The following is a 19,510-nucleotide window of genomic DNA, read 5'->3' as shown; positions in this document are numbered from 1 at the left end:
ACATGAATCGGCACCCGTTGTGCGATCTCTACCTTGGCCGGGAGTGCTGCCGTAAGCGAGGATCGGCGCCATGGACCTGCTGAACACGCTGGTGGACAAGGGGTTGCGGCGGGAGCTGCCGACCCGCGAAGAGGCGCTCGCCGTACTGGCGACGACCGATGACGACCTGCTCGATGTGGTGGCCGCGGCGGGCAAGGTGCGCCGCCGGTGGTTCGGACGGCGGGTGAAGCTGAACTACCTCGTCAACCTCAAGTCCGGGCTCTGCCCCGAGGACTGCTCGTACTGCTCGCAGCGACTGGGCTCCAAGGCCGAGATCCTCAAGTACACCTGGCTCAAGCCGGACGACGCCTCGAAGGCGGCGGCCGCGGGCGTCGCCGGCGGTGCGAAGCGGGTCTGTCTGGTCGCCAGCGGGCGCGGCCCGACGGACCGGGACATCGACCGGGTCTCGAAGACCATCGAGGCGATCAAGGAGCAGAACGAGGACGTCGAGGTGTGCGCGTGCCTCGGGCTGCTGACCGACGGACAGGCCGAGCGGCTGCGCGCCGCCGGAGCCGACGCCTACAACCACAACCTCAACACCTCCGAGGCGACGTACGGCGACATCACCACCACGCACACCTTCGCCGACCGCGTCGACACCGTGCAGCAGGCCCAGGCGGCGGGGATGTCCGCCTGCTCCGGGCTGATCGCCGGCATGGGCGAGAGCGACGCGGACCTGGTGGACGTGGTCTTCGCGCTGCGCGAGCTGGACCCGGACTCGGTGCCGGTCAACTTCCTCATCCCCTTCGAGGGGACCCCGCTGGCCAAGGAGTGGAACCTCACCCCGCAGCGCGCGCTGCGCATCCTGGCGATGGTGCGGTTCGTCTGCCCGGACGTGGAGGTACGGCTGGCGGGCGGCCGCGAGGTGCACCTGCGGTCGATGCAGCCGCTCGCGCTGCACCTCGCCAACTCGATCTTCCTCGGCGACTATCTGACCAGTGAGGGCCAGGAGGGCAAGGCGGACCTCGACATGATCGCGGACGCCGGCTTCGAGGTGGAGGGCACCGACACCACGACGCTGCCCGAGCACCGGGCCGACGCGGTGGCGTCCGGCTGCGGCGGGCACGGGGGCGGCGGCTGCGGTCCTTGTGGGGACGGAGACACCGGGGCGGCGGCCGAGACCACGGGCGCCCCGGAGGCGGAGAGTCCGGCACCGGCCGGCGAGACCCGCGCGGACGCCGGCGGGGCCCGTCCGGACCTGGTCGCCGTCCGCCGTCGCGGCGCCGGCACGGACCTGGCTCCCAATGCCTGATCCGCTCACCGCGGGCGAGTTGCTCGCCCTCGACAAGCAGCACGTCTGGCATCCGTACGGTCCGATGCCCGGCCGGGTCGATCCGCTGGTCGTCGAATCCGCGTCGGGGGTGCGGCTGCGGCTCGCCGAACCGGTCGACGGCGTGGTCGAGTTGATCGACGGCATGTCGTCGTGGTGGTCGGCGGTCCACGGCTACAACCACCCGGTGCTCAACGAGGCAGCCCAGGTGCAGCTGGGACGGATGAGCCATGTGATGTTCGGCGGGCTCACCCACGAGCCCGCCGTGCGGCTCGCCACCCGCCTGGTGGAGATCACCCCGGAACCCCTGCAACACGTCTTCCTCGCCGACTCCGGTTCGGTGTCGGTCGAGGTGGCCGTGAAGATGTGCCTCCAGTACTGGCGTTCGGTCGGCAGGCCGGGCAAGCAGCGGCTGCTGACCTGGCGCGGCGGCTACCACGGAGACACCTGGCAGCCGATGTCGGTGTGCGACCCGGACGGTGGCATGCACGCGTTGTGGTCCGGTGTGCTGCCGCGCCAGATCTTCGCGGACGCGCCACCCACCGGGTTCGACGCCGAGCCCGATCCGGCGTACGTCGCACACCTGCGGGAGATCGTCGCGCGGCACGCCGACGAGCTGGCCGCGGTGATCGTCGAGCCCGTGGTGCAGAACGCCGGCGGCATGCGCTTCCACTCCCCCGCGTATCTGCGGGTGCTGCGGGAGGCGTGCGACGAGCACGGCGTGCTGTTGATCTTCGACGAGATCGCCACGGGTTTCGGCCGTACGGGCCCGCTGTTCGCGTCGGAGCACGCCGGCGTCTCCCCCGATGTGCTGTGCCTGGGGAAGGCGCTGACCGGCGGGTACCTCACGATGGCCGCGACGCTGTGCACCTCGCGGGTGGCGGAGGGGATCTCCCGGGGCGAGGTGCCGGTGCTCGCGCACGGCCCGACGTTCATGGCCAACCCCCTGGCCGCCGCGATCGCGAACGCCTCGATCGACCTGCTCCTCGCGCGGGACTGGCGGACGGACGTCAAGCGGATCGAGGCCGGGCTGCGCGAGGGCCTGGCCGGGGCCGCCGAGCTGCCGGCGGTGCGGGAGGTGCGCGTGCTCGGCGCCATCGGCGTGGTCGAGCTGGACCACGACGTGGACATGGCCGCGGCGACCCGGGCCGCGGTGGGGGCGGGGGTATGGCTGCGGCCGTTCCGCAATCTCGTGTACACGATGCCGCCGTACATCACGGACGACGAGGACGTGGCCAGGATCTGCGCGGGCGTACGGGCCGTCGCCGCGGCAGGGTGACCCGCGGGCCGGGGGCGGGACGTTTCCCGCCCCCGGCCGGCCCGTCGGAACACATCGCCAGGGCATGGCCGGAGACGACGTCGACATCCCGGCCTGTCCCCGCCCGACGGGCGGGGACGTCCCCGGGGCCACGGCCCGGGCCGCCTCGCGCAGCGACCACGCGCGCGGCCGCCCGGCTCGGCTCGGCTCGACCCGATACCCCGGATAGGGCACCGCGCCCCGGACGGCACCCTGAACGGTGTCCCGGCAGCGCGGCGTCACATCACGGCCGCTGGACACGGCGGCACGAAGAACAGCGGCGGACGCCGGGAGACGCCGGCTCCGCGCAGACGGCCGACCGGCTCACCGAGCCGCCGGCAGGCACACCGCGCCGCGCGCGCGTCGAACGGAGGCAGAAACCCATGTCCGTACTCGTCGTCACCGGCACCAACACCGAGGTCGGCAAGACCGTCGTGACCGCGGCGGTCGCGGCCGCGGCGATGGCCGCCGGCCGCTCCGTGGCCGTGCTCAAGCCCGCCCAGACGGGCGTCACCGCACAGGAGCCGGGGGACATCGCGGAGGTCCAGCGGCTGGCGGGGGCGGTGACGGGCCTCGAACTCGCCCGGTACCCCGAGCCGTTGGCGCCCGCGACGGCCGCCCGCCGGGCCGGCCGCGCGCCCGTGCGCCCGAAGGAGATCGAGCAGGCGGCGGCCCGCCTGGCCGAGAGCCATGATCTGGTGCTGATCGAGGGCGCGGGCGGGCTGCTCGTCCGGCTGGACGAGGCGGGCTCGACGCTCGCCGACGTGGCACAGCTGCTGGACGCGCCGGTCCTCGTCGTCGCCCAGCCGGGCCTGGGCACACTCAACATCGCCGCGCTCACGGCCGAGGCCCTGCGCTCACGCGGCCTGCGCTGCGAAGGCGTGGTCATCGGCAGCTGGCCGGCCGTGCCCGACCTCGCCACCCGCTGCAACCTCGACGATTTCCCCGAGTCGGCGGAAGCCCCCTTGCTGGGAGCCGTCCCCGAGGGCGCGGGCGCCCTCCCCTCGGCCACCTTCCGCGCCGCGGCCCCCGGCTGGCTGGCGCCGCAGCTGTCCGGCAGCTGGGACGCGGGGCGCTTCGCGGCCGAGTACCGCTGAGCAGCGCGAAGCAGCACAGAGCCGCACTGAGCGGCGCCGGTCACGGACCGCCCCGGGCGCCCGCCCCCGCCCCACTCCAAGGAGGCGGCGCGCCGACGGTGGTGGTGGGTTCGACCGGGGAAGAATCGCGGTAGCCGTCGTATCCCCGGGAAGGGGTGTGTCATGCCGCGGAACACCAGAACGCCGCACGACGCCGTACACCATCCGTTGTTCGCGCGGGCGTACGCGAAGCTGAGCCCGGTGGCCGACCGGCGGGCCGGAGTGGCCGCGCACCGGCGGGAGTTGCTGGACGGGCTGTCGGGTCGGGTCATCGAGATCGGCGCGGGGAACGGGCTGAACTTCTCGTATTACCCGGGGACGGTCTCCGAGGTGGTGGCGATCGAGCCGGAGCGGTTGCTCCGGCGGCTGGCGGTGGAGGCCGCCGTGCGCGCCGAGGTGCCGGTGGACGTGGTGCCGGGTGTGGCGGAAGCGCTGCCGGTGAAGAGCGAGGCGTACGACGCGGCGGTGGCGTCGCTGGTGCTGTGTTCCGTGCGGGATGTGCGGCGCGCTCTGGCGGAGTTGCGCCGGGTGTTGCGGCCGGGCGGTGAGCTGCGGTTCTTCGAGCACGGACTGGCGCAGGGCCGGGGGCAGGCGACCGTGCAGCGGGCGCTGGACCGGACCGTCTGGCCGGCGCTGTTCGGCGGCTGTCACACGGCGCGGGATCCGCTGGCGGAGATCGAGGCGGCGGGGTTCGAACTGGGTCCGTACCGTCGGCTGCGGGTGCCGGCGGGCAGGGTGCCGTCGCCTGCTTCACCATGTGTGCTGGGAGTGGCCAGGCGCCCGCTCGAAAGCGACGGGAGGTGACGGGCGCGGGACCCCCGATCACGGAGCGGGTGCGGGAGCGTCGCGAGCGGTTCGGCTTCATGTACGTCACCGTCCTGGAGCGTCACCCGGACGACTTCGCCCCGGTGATCGGAGAGCCGCGCGGCACCTGACCGGATGGCGAAACGTGTTCGACACCGCGGCCCGGCCGGTGGTGGGATCGCCGTTATGAGCGATCTACATATCCGGGCCGCGGAGCCCTCGGAGCTCGACGCCGTGCTCGCCTTCTGGAAGGACGCCGCCGAGGGGACCAGCATCAGCGACGACGGGACGGGCATGGCCCGGCTGCTCGCCCGTGACCCCGAGTCCCTGCTGCTGGCCGAGTGCGACGGCGAGCTGGCCGGCACGGTGATCGCCGGCTTCGACGGCTGGCGGTGCCACCTCTACCGACTCGCCGTCCACCCCCGCCACCGCCGCCGGGGCGTGGCGCGTGCGCTGCTCGCGGCCGCCGAGGAACGGTTCGTCTCGCTCGGCGGTCGGCGCGGGGACGCCATGGTGCTGGACCGGAACGAGTCGGCGCACCACGCGTGGCGGGCGGCGGGCTACGCCCGCGAGCCGCAGTGGAGCCGCTGGGTCAAGCCGCTCTGACCTCACCGCGACCGGATCGCTTTGCTGATCCTTTACCATTGAAGGGTCGGACTGACCTCCTTCATCCTTGTTCATCCTTCTTCACCGCACCCGTCGGCCCTCGCCGAGGGGTGCGGATGACACCCACGAGCCAACGAAAGGTGTGAGCGTCCAGCCATGGGCGAGCCTCCCAGTAGTCCCCGGAGTCGACATCGCGCGATCCTTCCGCCCCTGCCGGATCATGGGACGGAGGTGAACCGATGACCGAAGTACTCCTCCTACTGGTCGCCCTGCTGCTGACACTGGCCTGTGCCGTCTTCGTCGCGGCCGAGTTCTCCCTCACCACCGTCGAGCGGGGCGAGCTGGAGCGGGCCGCCGAGAAGGGCGACCGCGGTGCCGAAGGCGCGCTCAAGGCCGTGCGCGGCCTCACCTTCCAGCTCTCCGGCGCCCAGCTGGGCATCACGGTCACCGGTCTGATCATCGGCATGATCTCCAAGCCGTCCATCGCCGCGCTGCTCACCGGCCCGATGAAGGCGCTCGGCCTGTCCGCCTCCGTGGCGTCCTCGACCGCTCTGGTCCTGGGCACCGTGATCTCCACGGTGGTGCTGATGGTCGTCGGCGAGCTCGTACCGAAGAACTGGGCGATCTCCCGGCCGCTGCCGGTGGCGAAGCGGGTCGCGGGCCCGCAGCGCGCGTTCAGCGCGGCGTTCCGCCCCCTCATCACCCACCTCAACAACACCGCCAACCGCACGCTGCACCGGATGGGGCTGGAGCCGGCCGAGGAGCTGGCCACGGCGCGCTCCCCCAAGGAGCTGGTCGCGCTCGCCCGGCACTCCGCCAAGGAGGGCGCGCTGGAGGCGGACACCGCCGAGCTGTTCGTGCGGACGCTGAACCTCGCCGAACTGACGGCGGAGAACGTGATGACGCCCCGCGTCCAGGTCACCGCGCTGGGCGCGGAGGCCACGGCCGAGGACGTCGCGAACGCCACCCGGGCGACCGGCCTGTCCCGCTTCCCCGTCTACCGGGGCAATCTCGACACGGTCGTCGGCATCGCCCACATCAAGGACGTTCTCGCGATACCCGCCGAGCGGCGTCCGCACCACCCCGTCGCGGCGCTGCTGCGCGAGCCGCTGCTCGTACCGGAGTCGCTGACGGTGGACCGGCTGCTGGACCGGCTGTCGGCCAAGCGCAGCATGGCCGTCGTCATCGACGAGTACGGCGGTACGGCCGGCGTGGTCACCCTGGAGGACATCATCGAGGAGGTCGTCGGCGAGGTCCGTGACGAGCACGACCCCGTCGAGATCCCCGACCTCGCCCCGGCCGGGCAGGACGCCGCCGGGCGCGAGCTCTACGACGCGGACGGCGCGGCCCGTACCGACCAGCTGGAGGCCATCGGCCTGCGGGCGCCGGACGGCCCGTACGAGACACTGGCCGGGATGGTCGCGACCGAGCTCGGCCGGATCCCGGTCGAGGGCGACAAGGTCGAGGTGGCGGGCTGGCGGATCGACGTGGTCGACGCCTCCGGCCGCCGCGCGGCGCGGGTCCGGCTGACGGCTCCGCCGCCGGACGCCGACCCCGACCCCGGGAGCGGCCTCGACCGTGCCCCCGAAGCAGGCGGCGGATCCCGCTTCCGGACCCGTAAGGAGGCCGGCCGATGACCGCCGTCCAACTGCTCATCGGCCTGGCGACGCTGGTCGTCAACGCCTTCTTCGTCGGCGCGGAGTTCGCCCTGATCTCGGTGCGCCGCAGTCAGATCGAGCCGTACGCCGAGCGCGGTGACCGGCGTGGCCGCAGTGTCCTGTGGGGCCTGCGGCACATCTCGGCGCTGATGGCCGCGGCCCAGCTCGGCATCACGCTGTGCACCCTGGTGCTCGGTGTGGTCGCCGAACCGGCGATCGCCCATCTCCTGGAGCCGGTCTTCCACGCGGTCGGCATGCCGGCCGGGCTGACCCACCCGGTGTCGTTCGTGATCGCGCTGGCCGTGGCGACGTATCTGCACATGCTCTTCGGCGAGATGGTGCCGAAGAACATCGCCCTCGCCGAACCGGTGCGCACCGCGCTGCTGCTCGGACCGCCGCTGGTCACCCTCGCGCGGGCGCTGCGCCCGGTGGTCTTCGCCATCAACCAGCTGGCGAACTCTCTGCTCAAGCTGTTGCGGGTGGAGCCCAAGGACGAGGTCGCGGCGACCTTCTCGGACGACCAGCTCGCCCGGATCGTGGCCGACTCCAGCGCGGCGGGCCTCCTGGACGACCGGGCCACCGAGCGGCTGCGGGACGTGCTGGAGCTGGGCACCCGCCCGGTCCAGGACGTCGTGATGCCGGTCGAGCGGGTCGTCTCCGCCCCCTTCGGCATCACCCCCGAGGGGCTGGAGCGGCTCTCCGCGGAGTCGGGGTTCTCCCGCTTCCCCGTGGTGGACAACGCGGGGCGGATCACGGGCTATCTGCACGTGAAGGACGCGCTGGACGCCGAGCCGCGCGACGTGCCCTTCCCGCGCCGTCGGATGCGTCCGATCGCCCAGGTGCGGGCGGCCACCCCGTTGGACGACGTGATCACCGCGATGCGCGGCACCGGCACCCACCTCGCGGCCGTCATCGGCGAGGACGACCGGCTGGCCGGACTGGTCACGCTGGAGGACGTCCTGCGCGAGCTGGTGGGCCAGCGGCCGTGAGGCGGCCCCCGGCGCGGCGGGACCGGCACCCGTCGCCGGGGCCGCCGCGCCGGGGAGTAGGATCGCCCGCGCCATGCAGATCAATGCGACCTACACATACACCAGCTTCGTCGCCGTCGGTGACTCCTTCACCGAGGGCATGTCCGACGAGCTGCCGGACGGCTCGTACCGCGGCTGGGCCGATCTCCTCGCGGCCCGGCTCGCGGCGCGCGCCCCCGGCTTCCGCTACGCGAACCTCGCCGTGCGCGGCAAGCTCATCGGCCAGATCACCGACGAGCAGTCGGCGGCCGCCGCCGCGATGGACGCCGACCTGGTGACGCTGGTCGGCGGACTCAACGACGTCCTGCGCCCCAAGTGCGACGTGGACCTGGTCTGCGCGCGCCTGGAGGAGGCGGTGGCGCGGCTCGCGCCGAGCTGCCGTCAGCTGGTGCTGATGCGCAGCCCCGGGCGGCAGGGTCCGGTGATGGAGCGGTTCCGGCCACGCATGGAGCAGCTCTTCGGTTTCATCGACGACCTGGCCGGCCGGCACGGCGCGCTGGTCGTCGATCTCTTCGGCGCCGAGGTGCTGGGCGACTCCCGGCTGTGGGCCGAGGACCGGCTGCACCTGAACGCCGAGGGGCACCGGCGGGTGGCCGAGGCCGTGTGGCAGGCGCTCGGGCACGAGGCGTCGTTCGACTGGCGCGAGCCCCTGCCCCCGCTCGTCCGCCCCGGCTGGGCGGCCCGCCGGACCTCGGACGCCCGGTTCGCCCGCGAGCACCTGGTGCCGTGGATCGGCCGCCGGCTGACCGGACGCTCCAGCGGGGACGGCCGGCCGCCCAAGCGGGCCGAGCTGGCGCCCTACGGGGGCGACGCCGAGCCCGCCGGTCCGCTCTCGTAGCAACGTACAAACCGGGGCGGGGCGCTGGCCTGCGCGAAACGCCAGTAGAATCCGGTCACGTGACTGCTGCGTCTTTGAAGCCCCGCATCCCCAATGTCCTGGCCGGCCGCTACGCCTCCGCAGAGCTGGCCGTCCTGTGGTCCCCCGAGTACAAGGTGACGCTGGAGCGGCGGCTGTGGCTCGCCGTGCTGCGCGCCCAGAAGGACCTCGGGATCAAGGTCCCCGACGCCGCCCTCGCCGATTACGAGCGCGTTCTGGACCAGGTCGACCTGGCCTCCATCGCCGAGCGCGAGAAGATCACGCGGCACGACGTGAAGGCCCGGATCGAGGAGTTCAACGCCCTCGCCGGCCACGAGCACGTCCACAAGGGCATGACCTCCCGTGACCTCACGGAGAACGTGGAGCAGCTCCAGGTCCGGCTCTCGCTGGAGCTGATGCGCGACCGCACGGTCGCCGTCCTCGCCCGCCTCGGCAAGCTCTCCGGCGAGTACGCCGAGCTGGTCATGGCAGGCCGCTCGCACAACGTCGCCGCGCAGGCCACCACCCTCGGCAAGCGCTTCGCGACCACCGCCGACGAGCTGCTCGTCGCCTTCGGGCGGCTCGAGGAGCTGCTCGGCCGCTACCCGCTGCGCGGCATCAAGGGCCCGGTCGGCACCGCCCAGGACATGCTCGACCTGCTCGGCGGCGACGCCTCGAAGCTGGCCGAGCTGGAGCAGCGGATCGCGGGCCACCTCGGCTTCGCGCACGCCTTCACCTCCGTCGGCCAGGTCTACCCGCGCTCGCTGGACTACGACGTGGTCACCTCGCTGGTGCAGCTGGCCGCCGCGCCGTCCTCGCTGGCCAAGACCGTCCGGCTGATGGCCGGCCACGAGCTGGTGACCGAGGGCTTCAAGCCGGGTCAGGTCGGCTCGTCCGCGATGCCGCACAAGATGAACACCCGCTCCTGCGAGCGCGTCAACGGCCTCATGGTCATCCTGCGCGGCTACGCCTCGATGACCGGCGAGCTGGCGGGCGACCAGTGGAACGAGGGCGACGTCTCCTGCTCGGTGGTGCGCCGCGTCGCGCTGCCGGACGCGTTCTTCGCGCTCGACGGCCTGCTGGAGACCTTCCTGACGGTCCTCGACGAGTTCGGCGCGTTCCCGGCCGTCGTCGCCCGTGAGCTGGACCGCTACCTCCCGTTCCTCGCCACCACCAAGGTGCTGATGGGCGCGGTGCGCGCCGGGGTCGGCCGCGAGGTCGCCCACGAGGTCATCAAGGAGCACGCGGTGGCCTCCGCGCTGGCGATGCGCGAGCAGGGCGCCGAGCGCAACGAGCTGCTCGACAAGCTCGCCGCCGACGAGCGCATCCCGCTGGACCGCGCGGGCCTCGACGCCCTGATGGCCGACAAGCTGTCCTTCACCGGCGCCGCCGGTGACCAGGTCGCCACGGTCGTCGCCCGGATCGAGGAGATCGCCAAGCAGCACCCGGAGGCGGCCGCGTACGCCCCCGGCGCCATCCTCTGACGCTTTCCCCGCGCCCCACAGGCCACCCGCCACCGTGTCTTCCTCGACACGGCGGCGGGTGGTCTGCGTTTTCTATCGGGAAATGTACCGTTCTGCGTGGCCCATCGGATGCCTGACGCCAGGAGCGGCCATGCTCAAGGGACTCAAGAATTTCGTCATGCGCGGCGACATCGTCACCGTGGCCGTCGCTCTGATCATCGCCCTGGCGCTCAGCACCCTCATCAAGGCGTTCACCGACTTCGTGGTCAACCCCGTCATCACACGCGCCCAGGGCGGCCGTTCGGTGGGGCTGGGCTGGCAGCTCGGCCGGGCCGGCAACAGATCCACCTACCTCGACGCCGGCGCCTTCCTCTCCGCCGTGCTGTACTTCCTCATCTTCATGGCCGTCGTCTACTTCTTCATCGTCGTGCCCTACAAGCACATCCAGGCCCGGCGCGGTGTGGTCGTCTTCAAGGAGCAGGGGCCGCTCAAGACATGCCCGGCCTGCCTGTCCGAGGACCTTCCCGAGGCCGCTTACAAGTGCAGGCACTGCGGCACGGAGCAGCCTCCCGCGGCTGCCGCGCGGACCGCGTAAGGGCGCTGCGGGCCACCGCCTATCATCGGGATGTCCTCTCCCCCGTTGATCAAGGTGGGCCGCACAGTGGTAGGTGACGTGGTCGCGGAGGACCTGCGGGTCCTGTTCTGCGGCATCAACCCCGGTCTGATGTCCGCCGCCACGGGCCATCACTTCGCCCGCCCGGGCAACCGCTTCTGGCCGGTGCTGCACCGGTCCGGCTTCACGCCCCGGCAGCTCGCCCCCGCCGAGCAGGAGGAACTGCTCTCGTACGGGCTGGGCATCACCAACGTCGTGGACCGGCCGTCGGCGCGGGCCGACGAGGTGAGCAAGGAGGAGTTCCGCGAGGGCGGGCTGCTGCTCACCGAGAAGGTGGCACGGCTGCGGCCCCGGTGGCTGGCGGTCGTCGGCGTCACCGCGTACCGGATCGCCTTCGACGACAAGCGTGCGGTGATCGGACCGCAGGAACGGACGATCGGCTCGACCCGGATCTGGGTGCTGCCCAACCCCAGCGGTCTGAACGCCTCCTGGACGCTTCCGCGGATGACCGAGGAGTACGAGCGGCTGCGGGCCGCCGCCGGATCCACCGCCGGCTGAGACCGCCGCGAGGCTGCTGCGAGGATGGCGGGATGCTCGCCCCACCGCGCCTCGTCTTCCGGGCCGTCACCTTCACGCGCTGGCTGCACCTGGTCATGGCCACCGTGCTCGCGGCGGTCTGCGCGCTCGTCCACCCGGGGCTGTCCGGCCTCGGCACACGGCAGGCGGCCTGGCTATTGGTCACGCCCGTGCCCCTGTTGGTGGCGTCGGCGATGGTCCCGGCGGTCCGGCTGTCGGAGGGGGTGCAGGCCCAGCTGCTGCTGTTCCCCGGCGCCCGCGACGGCGGGACGCCCGCTTCCCGCAGTGCCTCGTGGGGCGACCGCTGGCGGACGGCACTCTGGCTGGTGCTGCGCTACGAACTGGGCGTACTGACGGCGTTCCTGAGCGTGTGGGTCCCCCCGCTGACATGGGGTCTGCTGCGCTCCGCCGACGGCGGGCGGGGTCCCGGGCCGGCTCCGTGGTGGCCGACGGGCGAGAGCCGGTGGTACGCGCTGCTCGCGCCGTTGCCGCCGGCCTTGCTGCTCGCGTTCGTCGTCGCGGCGGGCGCGGCGCTGGCCGCGGCGGCGAAGGCGCTGCTCGGGCCGTCGGCGGCCGAGCGGCTCGCCGCGTTGGAGGAGCGTACGGAACGGCTGCTGGAACACAACCGCCTGGCACGGGAGTTGCACGACTCCGTCGGGCACGCCCTGACGGTGGCCGTGGTCCAGGCGGGCGCGGCCCGGGCGGCGGGTTCCGCGGAGTTCACCGAGCAGGCCCTCGCCGCGATCGAGGAGACGGGCCGGCACGCCCTGGAGGACCTGGAACGGGTGCTGGGCATCCTGCGCGAGGAAGCCCCGTCGGCGGCGGGCCGCCCCACCCTCGCCGACGCCGAACGGCTGCTGGCGGCGGCGCGGGGCTCCGGGGCCCAGGTCACGTCGGAGATGAGCGGTGCGGTGGCGACCGTCCCGGGGCCGGTCTCGCGGGAGGGCTACCGCATCGTCCAGGAGGCCCTCACCAATGTGGTGCGGCACGCGGGCCCGGTGCCGGTGTCCGTACGGATCGCCGTCCGCGAGCGGGTCGTGGAGCTGGACATCCGCAACGCGCTGCCGAAGGCGGGTGGCGCGGCCTGGGACAGCAGCGGTGGCAGCGGTCTGCGGGGCATCCGTGAGCGTGCCGCCCTGCTCGGCGGGGAGGCCGAGGCGGGGGCCCACGAGGACGGATGGCGCGTGCGGGCGGTGCTCCCCCTGGGCTGACCGCCTGCCGTGCGGGTGGGCCCGGCACTGACTAGCGTGAAAACCGGGACCGTTTCGGCCGAGCCGAAGGGAGCAGGGCCATGGCCGCACTGGCGGAAGGCATGCCGTGCTGGGCGGACGCGACGTTCACGGACGTGGAAGGCGCGAAACGCTTCTACGGCGATCTACTGGGCTGGACGTTCAGCGAGAGCGCAGCGGAGTTCGGCGATTACACACAGGCGTACGCGGACGGCAAGGCGGTGGCCGCCGTGGCCCCGCCGATGCCCGGCCAGGAACAGGACACGGAGTCGGCCTGGTGTCTGTACCTCGCGTCCCCGGACGTCACCGCCACCGCCGCGAAGATCAGCGGCAACGGCGGCGAGGTGCTGCTGGAGCCGATGAAGGTGGGCGACTTCGGCTCGATGGTGCTCGCGAAGGACCCGGGCGGCGTCCTCTTCGGTGTCTGGCAGGCGGGGACCCACGAGGGCTTCGAGAAGCGCGGCGAGACGGGCGCGTTCTGCTGGGCCGAGGTGTTCACCCGCCAACCGGAGAGGGCGGACGCCTTCTTCCCCGCCGTCTTCCCGTACGGCGTGCAGCGCCTGGAGGACGACAACGTCGATTTCAAGGTGTTCAATCTCGGCGACGACGCCGTGCTGGGGCGGATGGGGATGACGGAGGAGTTCCCGCCCGAAGTGCCGCCGTACATCAATGTCTTCTTCGCCGTGGACGACTGCGAAGCGGCGGTGGAGCGGGCGACCAAGGGCGGCGGGGAGGTGAAGTTCGGTCCGATGGGGACCCCGTTCGGCCGGTTCGCCGCGCTGACCGATCCGCAGGGCGCGGCGTTCTCCGTGATGGACCTCGGCACGCGGGAAGGCGACCTGCCGACGATGTCCGCGGCCTGATCACCACGGCACCCGCCGGGGCCCGCCCACAGCCGCCCTGACGTGCCGTTAGGCTGACCGGGTGCCGATCACCGTGCTGCTCGTGGACGACGAACCCCTCGTACGCGCCGGGCTGCGCGCCATCCTCTCCGCGCAGCCGGACATCGAGGTGGTGGGCGAGGCGGCGGACGGCGCCGCCGTACTGCCGCTGGTGCGGAGCCTGCGGCCGGACGTGGTGGCGATGGACGTGCGGATGCCGCTGCTGGACGGCATCGAGGCGACCCGGGCGGTGCTGCGCACCGTGGCGGCACCGCCGAAGATCCTCGTGGTGACGACGTTCGAGAACGACCAGTACGTCTACGACGCGCTGCGGGCCGGAGCCGACGGTTTTCTCCTCAAGCGCGCCGCGCCGGCGGAGATCGTGCAGGCGGTGCGGACGGTGGCCGCGGGCGATTCGCTGCTGTTCCCCACCGCCCTGCGCAGGCTCGCGGCCTCGTACGGCAACGAGCGCGCCCGGGCCACGATGGAGCGGGCGGCGCTGACCGCCCGGGAGGCGGACGTGCTGCGGCTGATGGCGCGCGGGATGTCCAACCCGGAGATCGCCCACAGTCTGACGCTGGGGACGGAAACGGTGAAGACGCACGTCAGCTCGGTGCTCGCGAAGCTGGGCGCGCGTGACCGCACCCAGGCGGTGATCGCGGCGTACGAGTCGGGGTTCGTCGCGCCGGGGTGAGTCCCGGACACCTCGTCCGGGCGGCGTCCCGACGCTCGCCGACCGGCACGGCACCGGATACGATCCGCACGTCAGGGCAAAGGGTGCGCAAAGCGAGGAGGCGGCACGTTGGGGCGGCTCACCGGTGGGGATCCGTCTCTGCTGCGGCGGATCAATTCGGCCGTGGTCCTGCACGCGCTGCGCACCGCCGCCCCGTCCGCGGCTCCCACGCTCACCGACCTCGTCAAGCTGACGGGGCTGTCCCGGCCGACCGTCGAGGGCGTCATCGAGGGGCTGATGGAATCCGGCCTCGTGATGGAGGCGTCCGCCGAGGAGGGCGCGGCACGCCGCCAGGGCCGCCCGGCGCGGCGCTTCAGGTTCCGGGTCGAGGCGGGGCATCTGCTGGGCATCGAGATCGGGCCGCACCGGGTCGCCGCCCTCCTGGCGGACCTGCGCGGACGCGTCGTGGGCTCGGCGTCCCTGGAGGTGTCCGAGACCGCGTCGGCCGACGAGCGGCTGGAGCGGGTGCGGGAGGCCGTCGCCGATCTGCTGCGGCGCTCCGGCGTGGCGTGCGGTTCGTTGCGCGCGGTGGGGGTGGCGAGCCCGGGCATCGTGGAAGCGGACGGGACCGTCCGGCTGGGCACGGCGCTGCCGGAGTGGACCGGGCTGCGGCTCGGGGAGCGGCTGCGCCGCTCGTTCCGCTGTCCGGTGCTGGTGGAGAACGACGCGAACGCGGCCGCGGTGGCCGAGCACTGGAAGGGCGCGGCCACCGACTCCGACGACGTGGTGTTCGTGCTCGCGGGGCTGAGCCCGGGGGCCGGTTCGCTGATCGGCGGGCGGCTGCACCGGGGTTTCGGAGGTGCGGCCGGGGAGATCGGCGCCCTGCATCTGCTGGGCCGGGAGGCCACCCCGGAGGAGGTGCTGTCCACCACCGGGCAGCCGCTGCATCCGCTGGACGAGGCGCAGGTGGCGCGGGTGTTCACGCTGGCCCGGGAGGGCGACGTGCGGGCGCAGGCCGCGGTGGAGCGGTTCATGCGGCGGCTGGTGCACGACGTGGCGGCGCTGGTGCTGGCGCTCGACCCGGAGCTGGTCGTGGTGGGCGGCTGGGCGGCCGGACTGGACGGTGTGCTGGAGCCGCTGCGGGCCGAGTTGGCCCGCTATTGTCTGCGGCCGCCCCGGGTGGCGCAGTCGCTGCTGGGCGAGGCCGCGGTGGCGACGGGCGCGCTGCGACTGGCCCTCGACCACGTGGAGGAACAGCTCTTCGCGGTCGAGAGCACGGTCACGGCACGTCGCTGACCGGGCCCCGGCTGTCGAACGGCGTCAGCCGGCCAGCAGTTGCACGCCCGAGTCGCCGAAGGTGAGCTTGCAGGTGTCGGCACGGTAGGTGGCCACGGCGACGGCGACGGTGCGGCCGTTCGCGTAGTAGCGGGTGGTGACGAGGAGGACGGGCGAGCCGGGCAGCCGGTCGAGCTGCTTGGCGTCGTCGGCCCGGGCGGAGCCCAGCTCGACGGACCGGTCCTGGCCCTCCAGGTCCAGGCGCTGCAGTTCGCGCAGCACGGCCCGGGCGCGGCCCGCCCCGGTGAGCGCGCCGATGGCGGTGAGTCCGGGGACGCTGTCCGCCCGTACGTACAGCAGCTCGGCGGCGACCGGCTGGCCGTGGTTGCCGCGGGTGCGCCGGACGGTGTGCACGACGGCGTCGGCACCGGTGCCGAGGAGGCGGGCGACGGCGACGGGCGGGGCGGCCACCACGCTGTCGACGGGCTGCCAGCTGTCGGCGCCCGCGCCGGGCCAGCTGTGCTCGGCGTCGCCGACGGCGACGCCCACCCGGGGCGGGGCGACGGTCGTGCCGACGCCGCGCCGGCGCTGGAGGCGGCCTTCCAGCTCGAGCTGCTCGAGGGCCTGTCGGAGCGTGGCCCGGGCGACGCCGAAACGGGCCGCCAGCTCACGTTCGTTGGGCAGGATCTCGCCCACGGCGAACTCGGAGTCGAGTGCGTCGGTGAGCACGGTCTTCAGGTGCCAGTACTTCGGCTCCGGCACCGTTTCCAGCTGCGTGGTCCCCACCCTGATCCTCCGCAAAGGCTTTTTGCGCGCTTCTTTATTAAAGGTTGTTGCAGTATCCCTGCGACCATAGGACGGTACGCACACTTGGTCAAGACCAATGACAGAGGTACGGTCGATGATCATCAGCTCTTCATACTCGGGGCGGCGAACATGGATCAGGTCACCGTGATCACGGGTGGCAGCCGGGGCATCGGGGCGGCGGTCGCGGTGCGGCTGGCCAGCGCCGGACACCACGTCGGCATCGGCTACGAGCGGGCCCGGGAGGCCGCGGAGGAGACGGCGGCCGCGGTCCGGGCCGCGGGCGGGAAGTGTGTGGCCGTACAGGTCGACACCAGCGTCGAGAGCCAGGTCGACGAGCTCTTCGACACGGTGCGGGAGCGGTTGGGACCGATCACCGGTCTGGTCAACAACGCCGGGATCACCGGGCTGCTCGGCCGGTTCACCGAGACGCCGGTGGAGCGGATGCGCCGGGTCGTCGACGTCAATGTGACGGGGGCGCTGATCTGCGCCCGGCGGGCGGCCCTGGAGATGTCGACCCGGCACGGCGGACAGGGCGGCGCGATCGTGAACATCTCCTCGGGCGCGGCGACGCTGGGCAGCCCGGGCGAGTACGTGCACTACGCGGCGAGCAAGGCCGCCGTGGACGCGCTCACCGTGGGGCTGGCCAAGGAGCTCGCCCAGGAAGGCGTCCGGGTCAATTCGGTGCAGCCCGGCATGATCGTCACCGATATCCACGCCTCGATGGGCGACCCCGAGCGGCCGTGGCGCAACGCCGACCGCGTGCCCATGGGCCGCCCCGGCGAGCCGGACGAGGTCGCGGGCGCGGTGGCGTGGCTGATGTCGCCGGAGGCGTCGTACACCACGGGCGCGGTGCTGCGCGTGGCCGGCGGACTCTGACTACGGGGGTGACCCGTCGGCAAGACAGGCCCTAGCCCAGGCCCGCGATCTTGTCGGGGTTGCGCATCAGATAGATCGCGGTGATGTGTCCGTCCTCGACGTCGAGGCTGAAGACGGTGTCCGGGCGCCCTTGGGACAGCACGCACAGCCCCGGGCGGCCGTTGATCTCCATGAAACGGAACTCCGGCTCCGGCAGCGTCCCTTGGCCCACGGCGATGAGGAACCGTCCGACCTTGTCGGCGGTGTCGATGACCCGCAGCGGTGCCTTGGACCTGCCGCCGCTGTCGCTGACGAGCCGCACGTCGGGCGCGAGCAGGGCGAGCAGCTCCTCGATGCTGCCGCCGGTGGCCGCGGCGAGGAACCGCTCGGTGAGGTCGCGTTGGCGCGCCGGGTCCACCGCGAAGCGCGGCTTGCCCTCCTCGACGTGGCGCCGGGCGCGCCCGGCGAGCTGGCGCACGGCCGACTCCGAACGGTCGAGCGTGACGGCGATCTCCTGGTACGGGAAGCCGAACGCCTCGCGCAGTACGAAGACCGCGCGCTCCAGCGGGGAGAGCGACTCCAGGACGACGAGGACGGCCAGCGAGACGGAGTCGGCGAGCACGGCCCGCTCGGCGGTGTCGGGGACGGTGTGGCCGAAGTCCGTGGCGATCGGCTCGGGGAGCCACGGCCCGACGTAGGCCTCGCGCCGGGACTGCGCCTGGCGCAGCCGGTCGATGGCCAGCCGGGTGGTGACGCGCACCAGATACCCGCGTGCGTCGCGGACCTCGCCCCGGTCCGCGCCGGACCAGCGCAGCCAGGCCTCCTGGACGACGTCCTCCGCGTCCGCCACCCGGCCCAGCATGCGATAGGCCACGCCGGTCAGCGTGGAGCGGTGCTCCTCGAAGGCGTCGAGCGCGGCGTCACTCGTAGTCAGGTCTCCCACGCCTCACATCTCACCCGACCCGTCGCCGGGTTGTCCACATGAGCCCGCTCTCACCCCGGGCGGCGGGGGCGGGGGTCTCGCGTCCAAGGTCTACCCAGCGGTAACCGCTGCTGACATCCTGTCTCACACACGCCGAGCGCGGATGACGACAGGAGCTGCTCCCATGGTCGACACGATCTCGTTCCCCATCGACACCCCCACCGGACGGCAGACCGCGGAGGTCGCCTACGAACGGGTGGGCGGCGGGGAGCCGGTGGTCCTGCTGCACGGCATCGGCCACCACCTCCAGGCCTGGGACCCGGTCGTCGGCGCCCTCGCCGCCGAGCGCGACGTCATCGCCGTCGACCTGCCCGGCTTCGGCGTCTCCCCCGCGCTGCCCGACGGCGTCGGCCACGACCTGCGGGACGTGACGGCCGTCCTCGGCGCGCTCTTCGAGGCACTGGGGCTGGACCGGCCGCACGTCGTGGGCAACTCCCTCGGCGGCCTGCTCGCCCTGCAACTCGGGCACGAGAAGCTCGTACGGACCGTCACCGCCCTCTCCCCGGCCGGGTTCTGGACCGAGGGCGAGCGCCGCTACGCCTTCGGGGTGCTGCGCGCCATGCGGCAGAGCGCCCTGAGACTCCCTTCCCCCACGGTGGCGCGGCTGGCCCGTACGGCGGCGGGCCGGGCGGCGCTGACCTCCACCATCTACGCCCGCCCCGCCCGCCGTTCGCCGGAGGCGGTGATCGCCGAGACCCGCGCCCTGCGCGAGGCGACCGCTTTCGAGGCCACCATCGCCGCCGGGCGTTCGGTGCTGTTCACCCACGACGTCGCCGAGGTGCCGGTCACCGTCGCCTGGGGCACCGCCGACCGGATCCTCCTGCGCCGCCAGGGCGTCCGGGCCAAGAAGGTCATGCCCGGCGCGCGGCTCGTCCGGCTGCCCGGCTGCGGGCACGTCCCCATGAACGACGACCCCGCGCTCGTGGCCCGCGTCATCCTCGACGCCACCCGCTGACGCGCGCCGAGGCGTGGGGTCAGGCCCCGGGGAAGGGGACGTTGGTCCACGCACGCGTCGAGAGCACCAGGCGGTAGCCGTCCGGGTCCTCGACGGTGACCCCCCACTCGTCCCAGTACGGGTTGTGCGCCGGAACGCGCTTGCCGCCGTGCTCCTCGAGGCGGGCGAGCAGTTCGTCCGGGACCGGGCCGTCGAGGTAGACGACGAGCAGATCCTCGTCCGTCGGCGCCGGTGCGGTGGGCGCCCCGGCCTCGTGGGACAGCTCCAGATGCCAGCCGGCGTCAGGCCAGCCCACCATGAGCAGCCCGTACTCCTCTCCCGGCGGGTCCTCGGCGGCGACCTCGCGCCGCCAGACCACGGACAGTCCCAGTCCCTGGACCCAGAAGCGCTCCGCGGCATCGAGGTCACGGGAGGGGCGGGCGATGCGTATGTGTGCGTGTGCGTTGGCAGGCATGCCACGAGCCTATGCGGCGGTTGATCATGATGCGATCGGTCGCTGGTCGTCGG

Annotated in this window: 21 protein-coding genes; 18 read left to right on the top strand and 3 right to left on the bottom strand. The window is 73.0% G+C overall.

All coding sequences use genetic code 11. The features are described from left to right. The first annotated feature begins 70 nt into the window (after nt 1–70). The 16 genes from bioB (at nt 71) to FHS38_RS24655 (ending at nt 15,425) form a co-directional block, all read left to right on the top strand. Nucleotides 71–1,291 (top strand): biotin synthase BioB, encoded by a 1,221-nt coding sequence (gene bioB / locus FHS38_RS24725; protein ID WP_184736953.1) that lies wholly within the window; start codon nt 71–73, stop codon nt 1,289–1,291. Then, complete coding sequence (locus FHS38_RS24720) at nt 1,284–2,588, top strand: adenosylmethionine--8-amino-7-oxononanoate transaminase (protein WP_184736951.1); 1,305 nt, start codon at nt 1,284–1,286, stop codon at nt 2,586–2,588. Before bioB ends, FHS38_RS24720 begins: the two co-directional genes overlap by 8 nt. Nucleotides 2,589–2,989: 401 nt before the next feature. After that, nucleotides 2,990–3,703 (top strand): dethiobiotin synthase, encoded by a 714-nt coding sequence (bioD, locus tag FHS38_RS24715; protein ID WP_184736949.1) that lies wholly within the window; start codon nt 2,990–2,992, stop codon nt 3,701–3,703. Between the two features lie 162 nt (nt 3,704–3,865). Then, nucleotides 3,866–4,546 carry a class I SAM-dependent methyltransferase gene (locus FHS38_RS24710; RefSeq protein ID WP_184736947.1) on the top strand — a complete coding sequence of 227 codons (681 nt, stop codon included), beginning with the start codon at nt 3,866–3,868 and terminating at the stop codon, nt 4,544–4,546. After that, a complete protein-coding gene (locus FHS38_RS35580; RefSeq protein ID WP_260420895.1) occupies nt 4,543–4,677 on the top strand; it encodes a hypothetical protein in 135 nt (44 codons plus the stop codon). The genes FHS38_RS24710 and FHS38_RS35580 overlap by 4 nt, the downstream gene beginning before the upstream one ends. 55 nt (nt 4,678–4,732) lie before the next feature. After that, a complete protein-coding gene (locus tag FHS38_RS24705) occupies nt 4,733–5,152 on the top strand; it encodes a GNAT family N-acetyltransferase (RefSeq protein ID WP_184736946.1) in 420 nt (139 codons plus the stop codon). Between the two features lie 239 nt (nt 5,153–5,391). Further along, nucleotides 5,392–6,789: a hemolysin family protein gene (locus tag FHS38_RS24700; RefSeq protein WP_184736944.1), complete on the top strand. Its 1,398-nt coding sequence runs from the start codon at nt 5,392–5,394 to the stop codon at nt 6,787–6,789. Beyond that, the gene (locus FHS38_RS24695) at nt 6,786–7,799 is read left to right on the top strand and encodes a hemolysin family protein (protein WP_184736921.1); all 1,014 of its coding nucleotides are present in this window, start codon (nt 6,786–6,788) and stop codon (nt 7,797–7,799) included. The genes FHS38_RS24700 and FHS38_RS24695 overlap by 4 nt, the downstream gene beginning before the upstream one ends. A 73-nt stretch (nt 7,800–7,872) precedes the next feature. Beyond that, complete coding sequence (locus FHS38_RS24690; RefSeq protein ID WP_184736919.1) at nt 7,873–8,676, top strand: SGNH/GDSL hydrolase family protein; 804 nt, start codon at nt 7,873–7,875, stop codon at nt 8,674–8,676. Nucleotides 8,677–8,735: 59 nt separating this feature from the next. Continuing rightward, the gene (gene purB / locus FHS38_RS24685) at nt 8,736–10,178 is read left to right on the top strand and encodes an adenylosuccinate lyase (RefSeq protein WP_184736917.1); all 1,443 of its coding nucleotides are present in this window, start codon (nt 8,736–8,738) and stop codon (nt 10,176–10,178) included. Nucleotides 10,179–10,308: 130 nt separating this feature from the next. Continuing rightward, a complete protein-coding gene (locus tag FHS38_RS24680; RefSeq protein ID WP_184736915.1) occupies nt 10,309–10,752 on the top strand; it encodes an MscL family protein in 444 nt (147 codons plus the stop codon). Nucleotides 10,753–10,782: 30 nt separating this feature from the next. After that, complete coding sequence (gene mug / locus FHS38_RS24675) at nt 10,783–11,328, top strand: G/U mismatch-specific DNA glycosylase (protein ID WP_184736913.1); 546 nt, start codon at nt 10,783–10,785, stop codon at nt 11,326–11,328. 32 nt (nt 11,329–11,360) lie between these two features. Then, the gene (locus FHS38_RS24670; protein ID WP_184736911.1) at nt 11,361–12,557 is read left to right on the top strand and encodes a sensor histidine kinase; all 1,197 of its coding nucleotides are present in this window, start codon (nt 11,361–11,363) and stop codon (nt 12,555–12,557) included. Nucleotides 12,558–12,637: 80 nt separating this feature from the next. Then, a complete protein-coding gene (locus FHS38_RS24665; protein ID WP_184736909.1) occupies nt 12,638–13,438 on the top strand; it encodes a VOC family protein in 801 nt (266 codons plus the stop codon). Nucleotides 13,439–13,499: 61 nt separating this feature from the next. Further along, nucleotides 13,500–14,150, top strand: a complete 651-nt coding sequence (locus FHS38_RS24660) for a response regulator (RefSeq protein ID WP_184736908.1) — start codon at nt 13,500–13,502, stop codon at nt 14,148–14,150. Between the two features lie 108 nt (nt 14,151–14,258). Then, nucleotides 14,259–15,425, top strand: a complete 1,167-nt coding sequence (locus FHS38_RS24655) for an ROK family protein (RefSeq protein WP_184736906.1) — start codon at nt 14,259–14,261, stop codon at nt 15,423–15,425. 24 nt (nt 15,426–15,449) lie between these two features. Here FHS38_RS24655 and FHS38_RS24650 read toward each other — a convergent pair whose 3' ends face one another. Continuing rightward, on the bottom strand, nt 15,450–16,190 hold the full coding sequence (locus FHS38_RS24650; RefSeq protein WP_184736904.1) for a GntR family transcriptional regulator: 741 nt from the start codon (nt 16,188–16,190) through the stop codon (nt 15,450–15,452). Nucleotides 16,191–16,340: 150 nt separating this feature from the next. On the opposite strand from FHS38_RS24650, the gene FHS38_RS24645 reads away from it, so the two are divergent. Continuing rightward, nucleotides 16,341–17,087, top strand: a complete 747-nt coding sequence (locus FHS38_RS24645; RefSeq protein WP_184736902.1) for an SDR family oxidoreductase — start codon at nt 16,341–16,343, stop codon at nt 17,085–17,087. 31 nt (nt 17,088–17,118) lie between these two features. On the opposite strand, the gene sigJ is transcribed toward FHS38_RS24645, so the two are convergent. Continuing rightward, nucleotides 17,119–18,009, bottom strand: a complete 891-nt coding sequence (sigJ, locus tag FHS38_RS24640) for an RNA polymerase sigma factor SigJ (protein WP_229822053.1) — start codon at nt 18,007–18,009, stop codon at nt 17,119–17,121. A 163-nt stretch (nt 18,010–18,172) separates the two neighbouring features. On the opposite strand from sigJ, the gene FHS38_RS24635 reads away from it, so the two are divergent. Next, a complete protein-coding gene (locus FHS38_RS24635; RefSeq protein ID WP_184736900.1) occupies nt 18,173–19,003 on the top strand; it encodes an alpha/beta fold hydrolase in 831 nt (276 codons plus the stop codon). Between the two features lie 19 nt (nt 19,004–19,022). Here FHS38_RS24635 and FHS38_RS24630 read toward each other — a convergent pair whose 3' ends face one another. Next, nucleotides 19,023–19,457, bottom strand: a complete 435-nt coding sequence (locus FHS38_RS24630) for a VOC family protein (protein WP_184736898.1) — start codon at nt 19,455–19,457, stop codon at nt 19,023–19,025. Between the last annotated feature and the right edge of the window lie 53 nt (nt 19,458–19,510).

Source organism: Streptomyces netropsis (assembly GCF_014203545.1).
Taxonomy (GTDB): Bacteria; Actinomycetota; Actinomycetes; order Streptomycetales; family Streptomycetaceae; genus Streptomyces; species Streptomyces netropsis.
Note: the sequence above shows the minus strand (reverse complement) of the source record. Positions and strands in the feature narration are given on the sequence as shown.

Bases quoted from the DNA above. Each gene is read 5' to 3' on its own strand.
- bioB (WP_184736953.1), top strand. From the start codon at position 71: ATGGACCTGCTGAACACGCTGGTGGACAAGGGGTTGCGGCGGGAGCTG.
- FHS38_RS24720 (WP_184736951.1), top strand. From the start codon at position 1,284: ATGCCTGATCCGCTCACCGCGGGCGAGTTGCTCGCCCTCGACAAGCAG.
- bioD (WP_184736949.1), top strand. From the start codon at position 2,990: ATGTCCGTACTCGTCGTCACCGGCACCAACACCGAGGTCGGCAAGACC.
- FHS38_RS24710 (WP_184736947.1), top strand. From the start codon at position 3,866: ATGCCGCGGAACACCAGAACGCCGCACGACGCCGTACACCATCCGTTG.
- FHS38_RS24705 (WP_184736946.1), top strand. From the start codon at position 4,733: ATGAGCGATCTACATATCCGGGCCGCGGAGCCCTCGGAGCTCGACGCC.
- FHS38_RS24700 (WP_184736944.1), top strand. From the start codon at position 5,392: ATGACCGAAGTACTCCTCCTACTGGTCGCCCTGCTGCTGACACTGGCC.
- FHS38_RS24695 (WP_184736921.1), top strand. From the start codon at position 6,786: ATGACCGCCGTCCAACTGCTCATCGGCCTGGCGACGCTGGTCGTCAAC.
- FHS38_RS24690 (WP_184736919.1), top strand. From the start codon at position 7,873: ATGCAGATCAATGCGACCTACACATACACCAGCTTCGTCGCCGTCGGT.
- FHS38_RS24680 (WP_184736915.1), top strand. From the start codon at position 10,309: ATGCTCAAGGGACTCAAGAATTTCGTCATGCGCGGCGACATCGTCACC.
- mug (WP_184736913.1), top strand. From the start codon at position 10,783: ATGTCCTCTCCCCCGTTGATCAAGGTGGGCCGCACAGTGGTAGGTGAC.
- FHS38_RS24670 (WP_184736911.1), top strand. From the start codon at position 11,361: ATGCTCGCCCCACCGCGCCTCGTCTTCCGGGCCGTCACCTTCACGCGC.
- FHS38_RS24665 (WP_184736909.1), top strand. From the start codon at position 12,638: ATGGCCGCACTGGCGGAAGGCATGCCGTGCTGGGCGGACGCGACGTTC.
- FHS38_RS24645 (WP_184736902.1), top strand. From the start codon at position 16,341: ATGGATCAGGTCACCGTGATCACGGGTGGCAGCCGGGGCATCGGGGCG.
- FHS38_RS24635 (WP_184736900.1), top strand. From the start codon at position 18,173: ATGGTCGACACGATCTCGTTCCCCATCGACACCCCCACCGGACGGCAG.
- FHS38_RS24630 (WP_184736898.1), bottom strand. From the start codon at position 19,457: ATGCCTGCCAACGCACACGCACACATACGCATCGCCCGCCCCTCCCGT.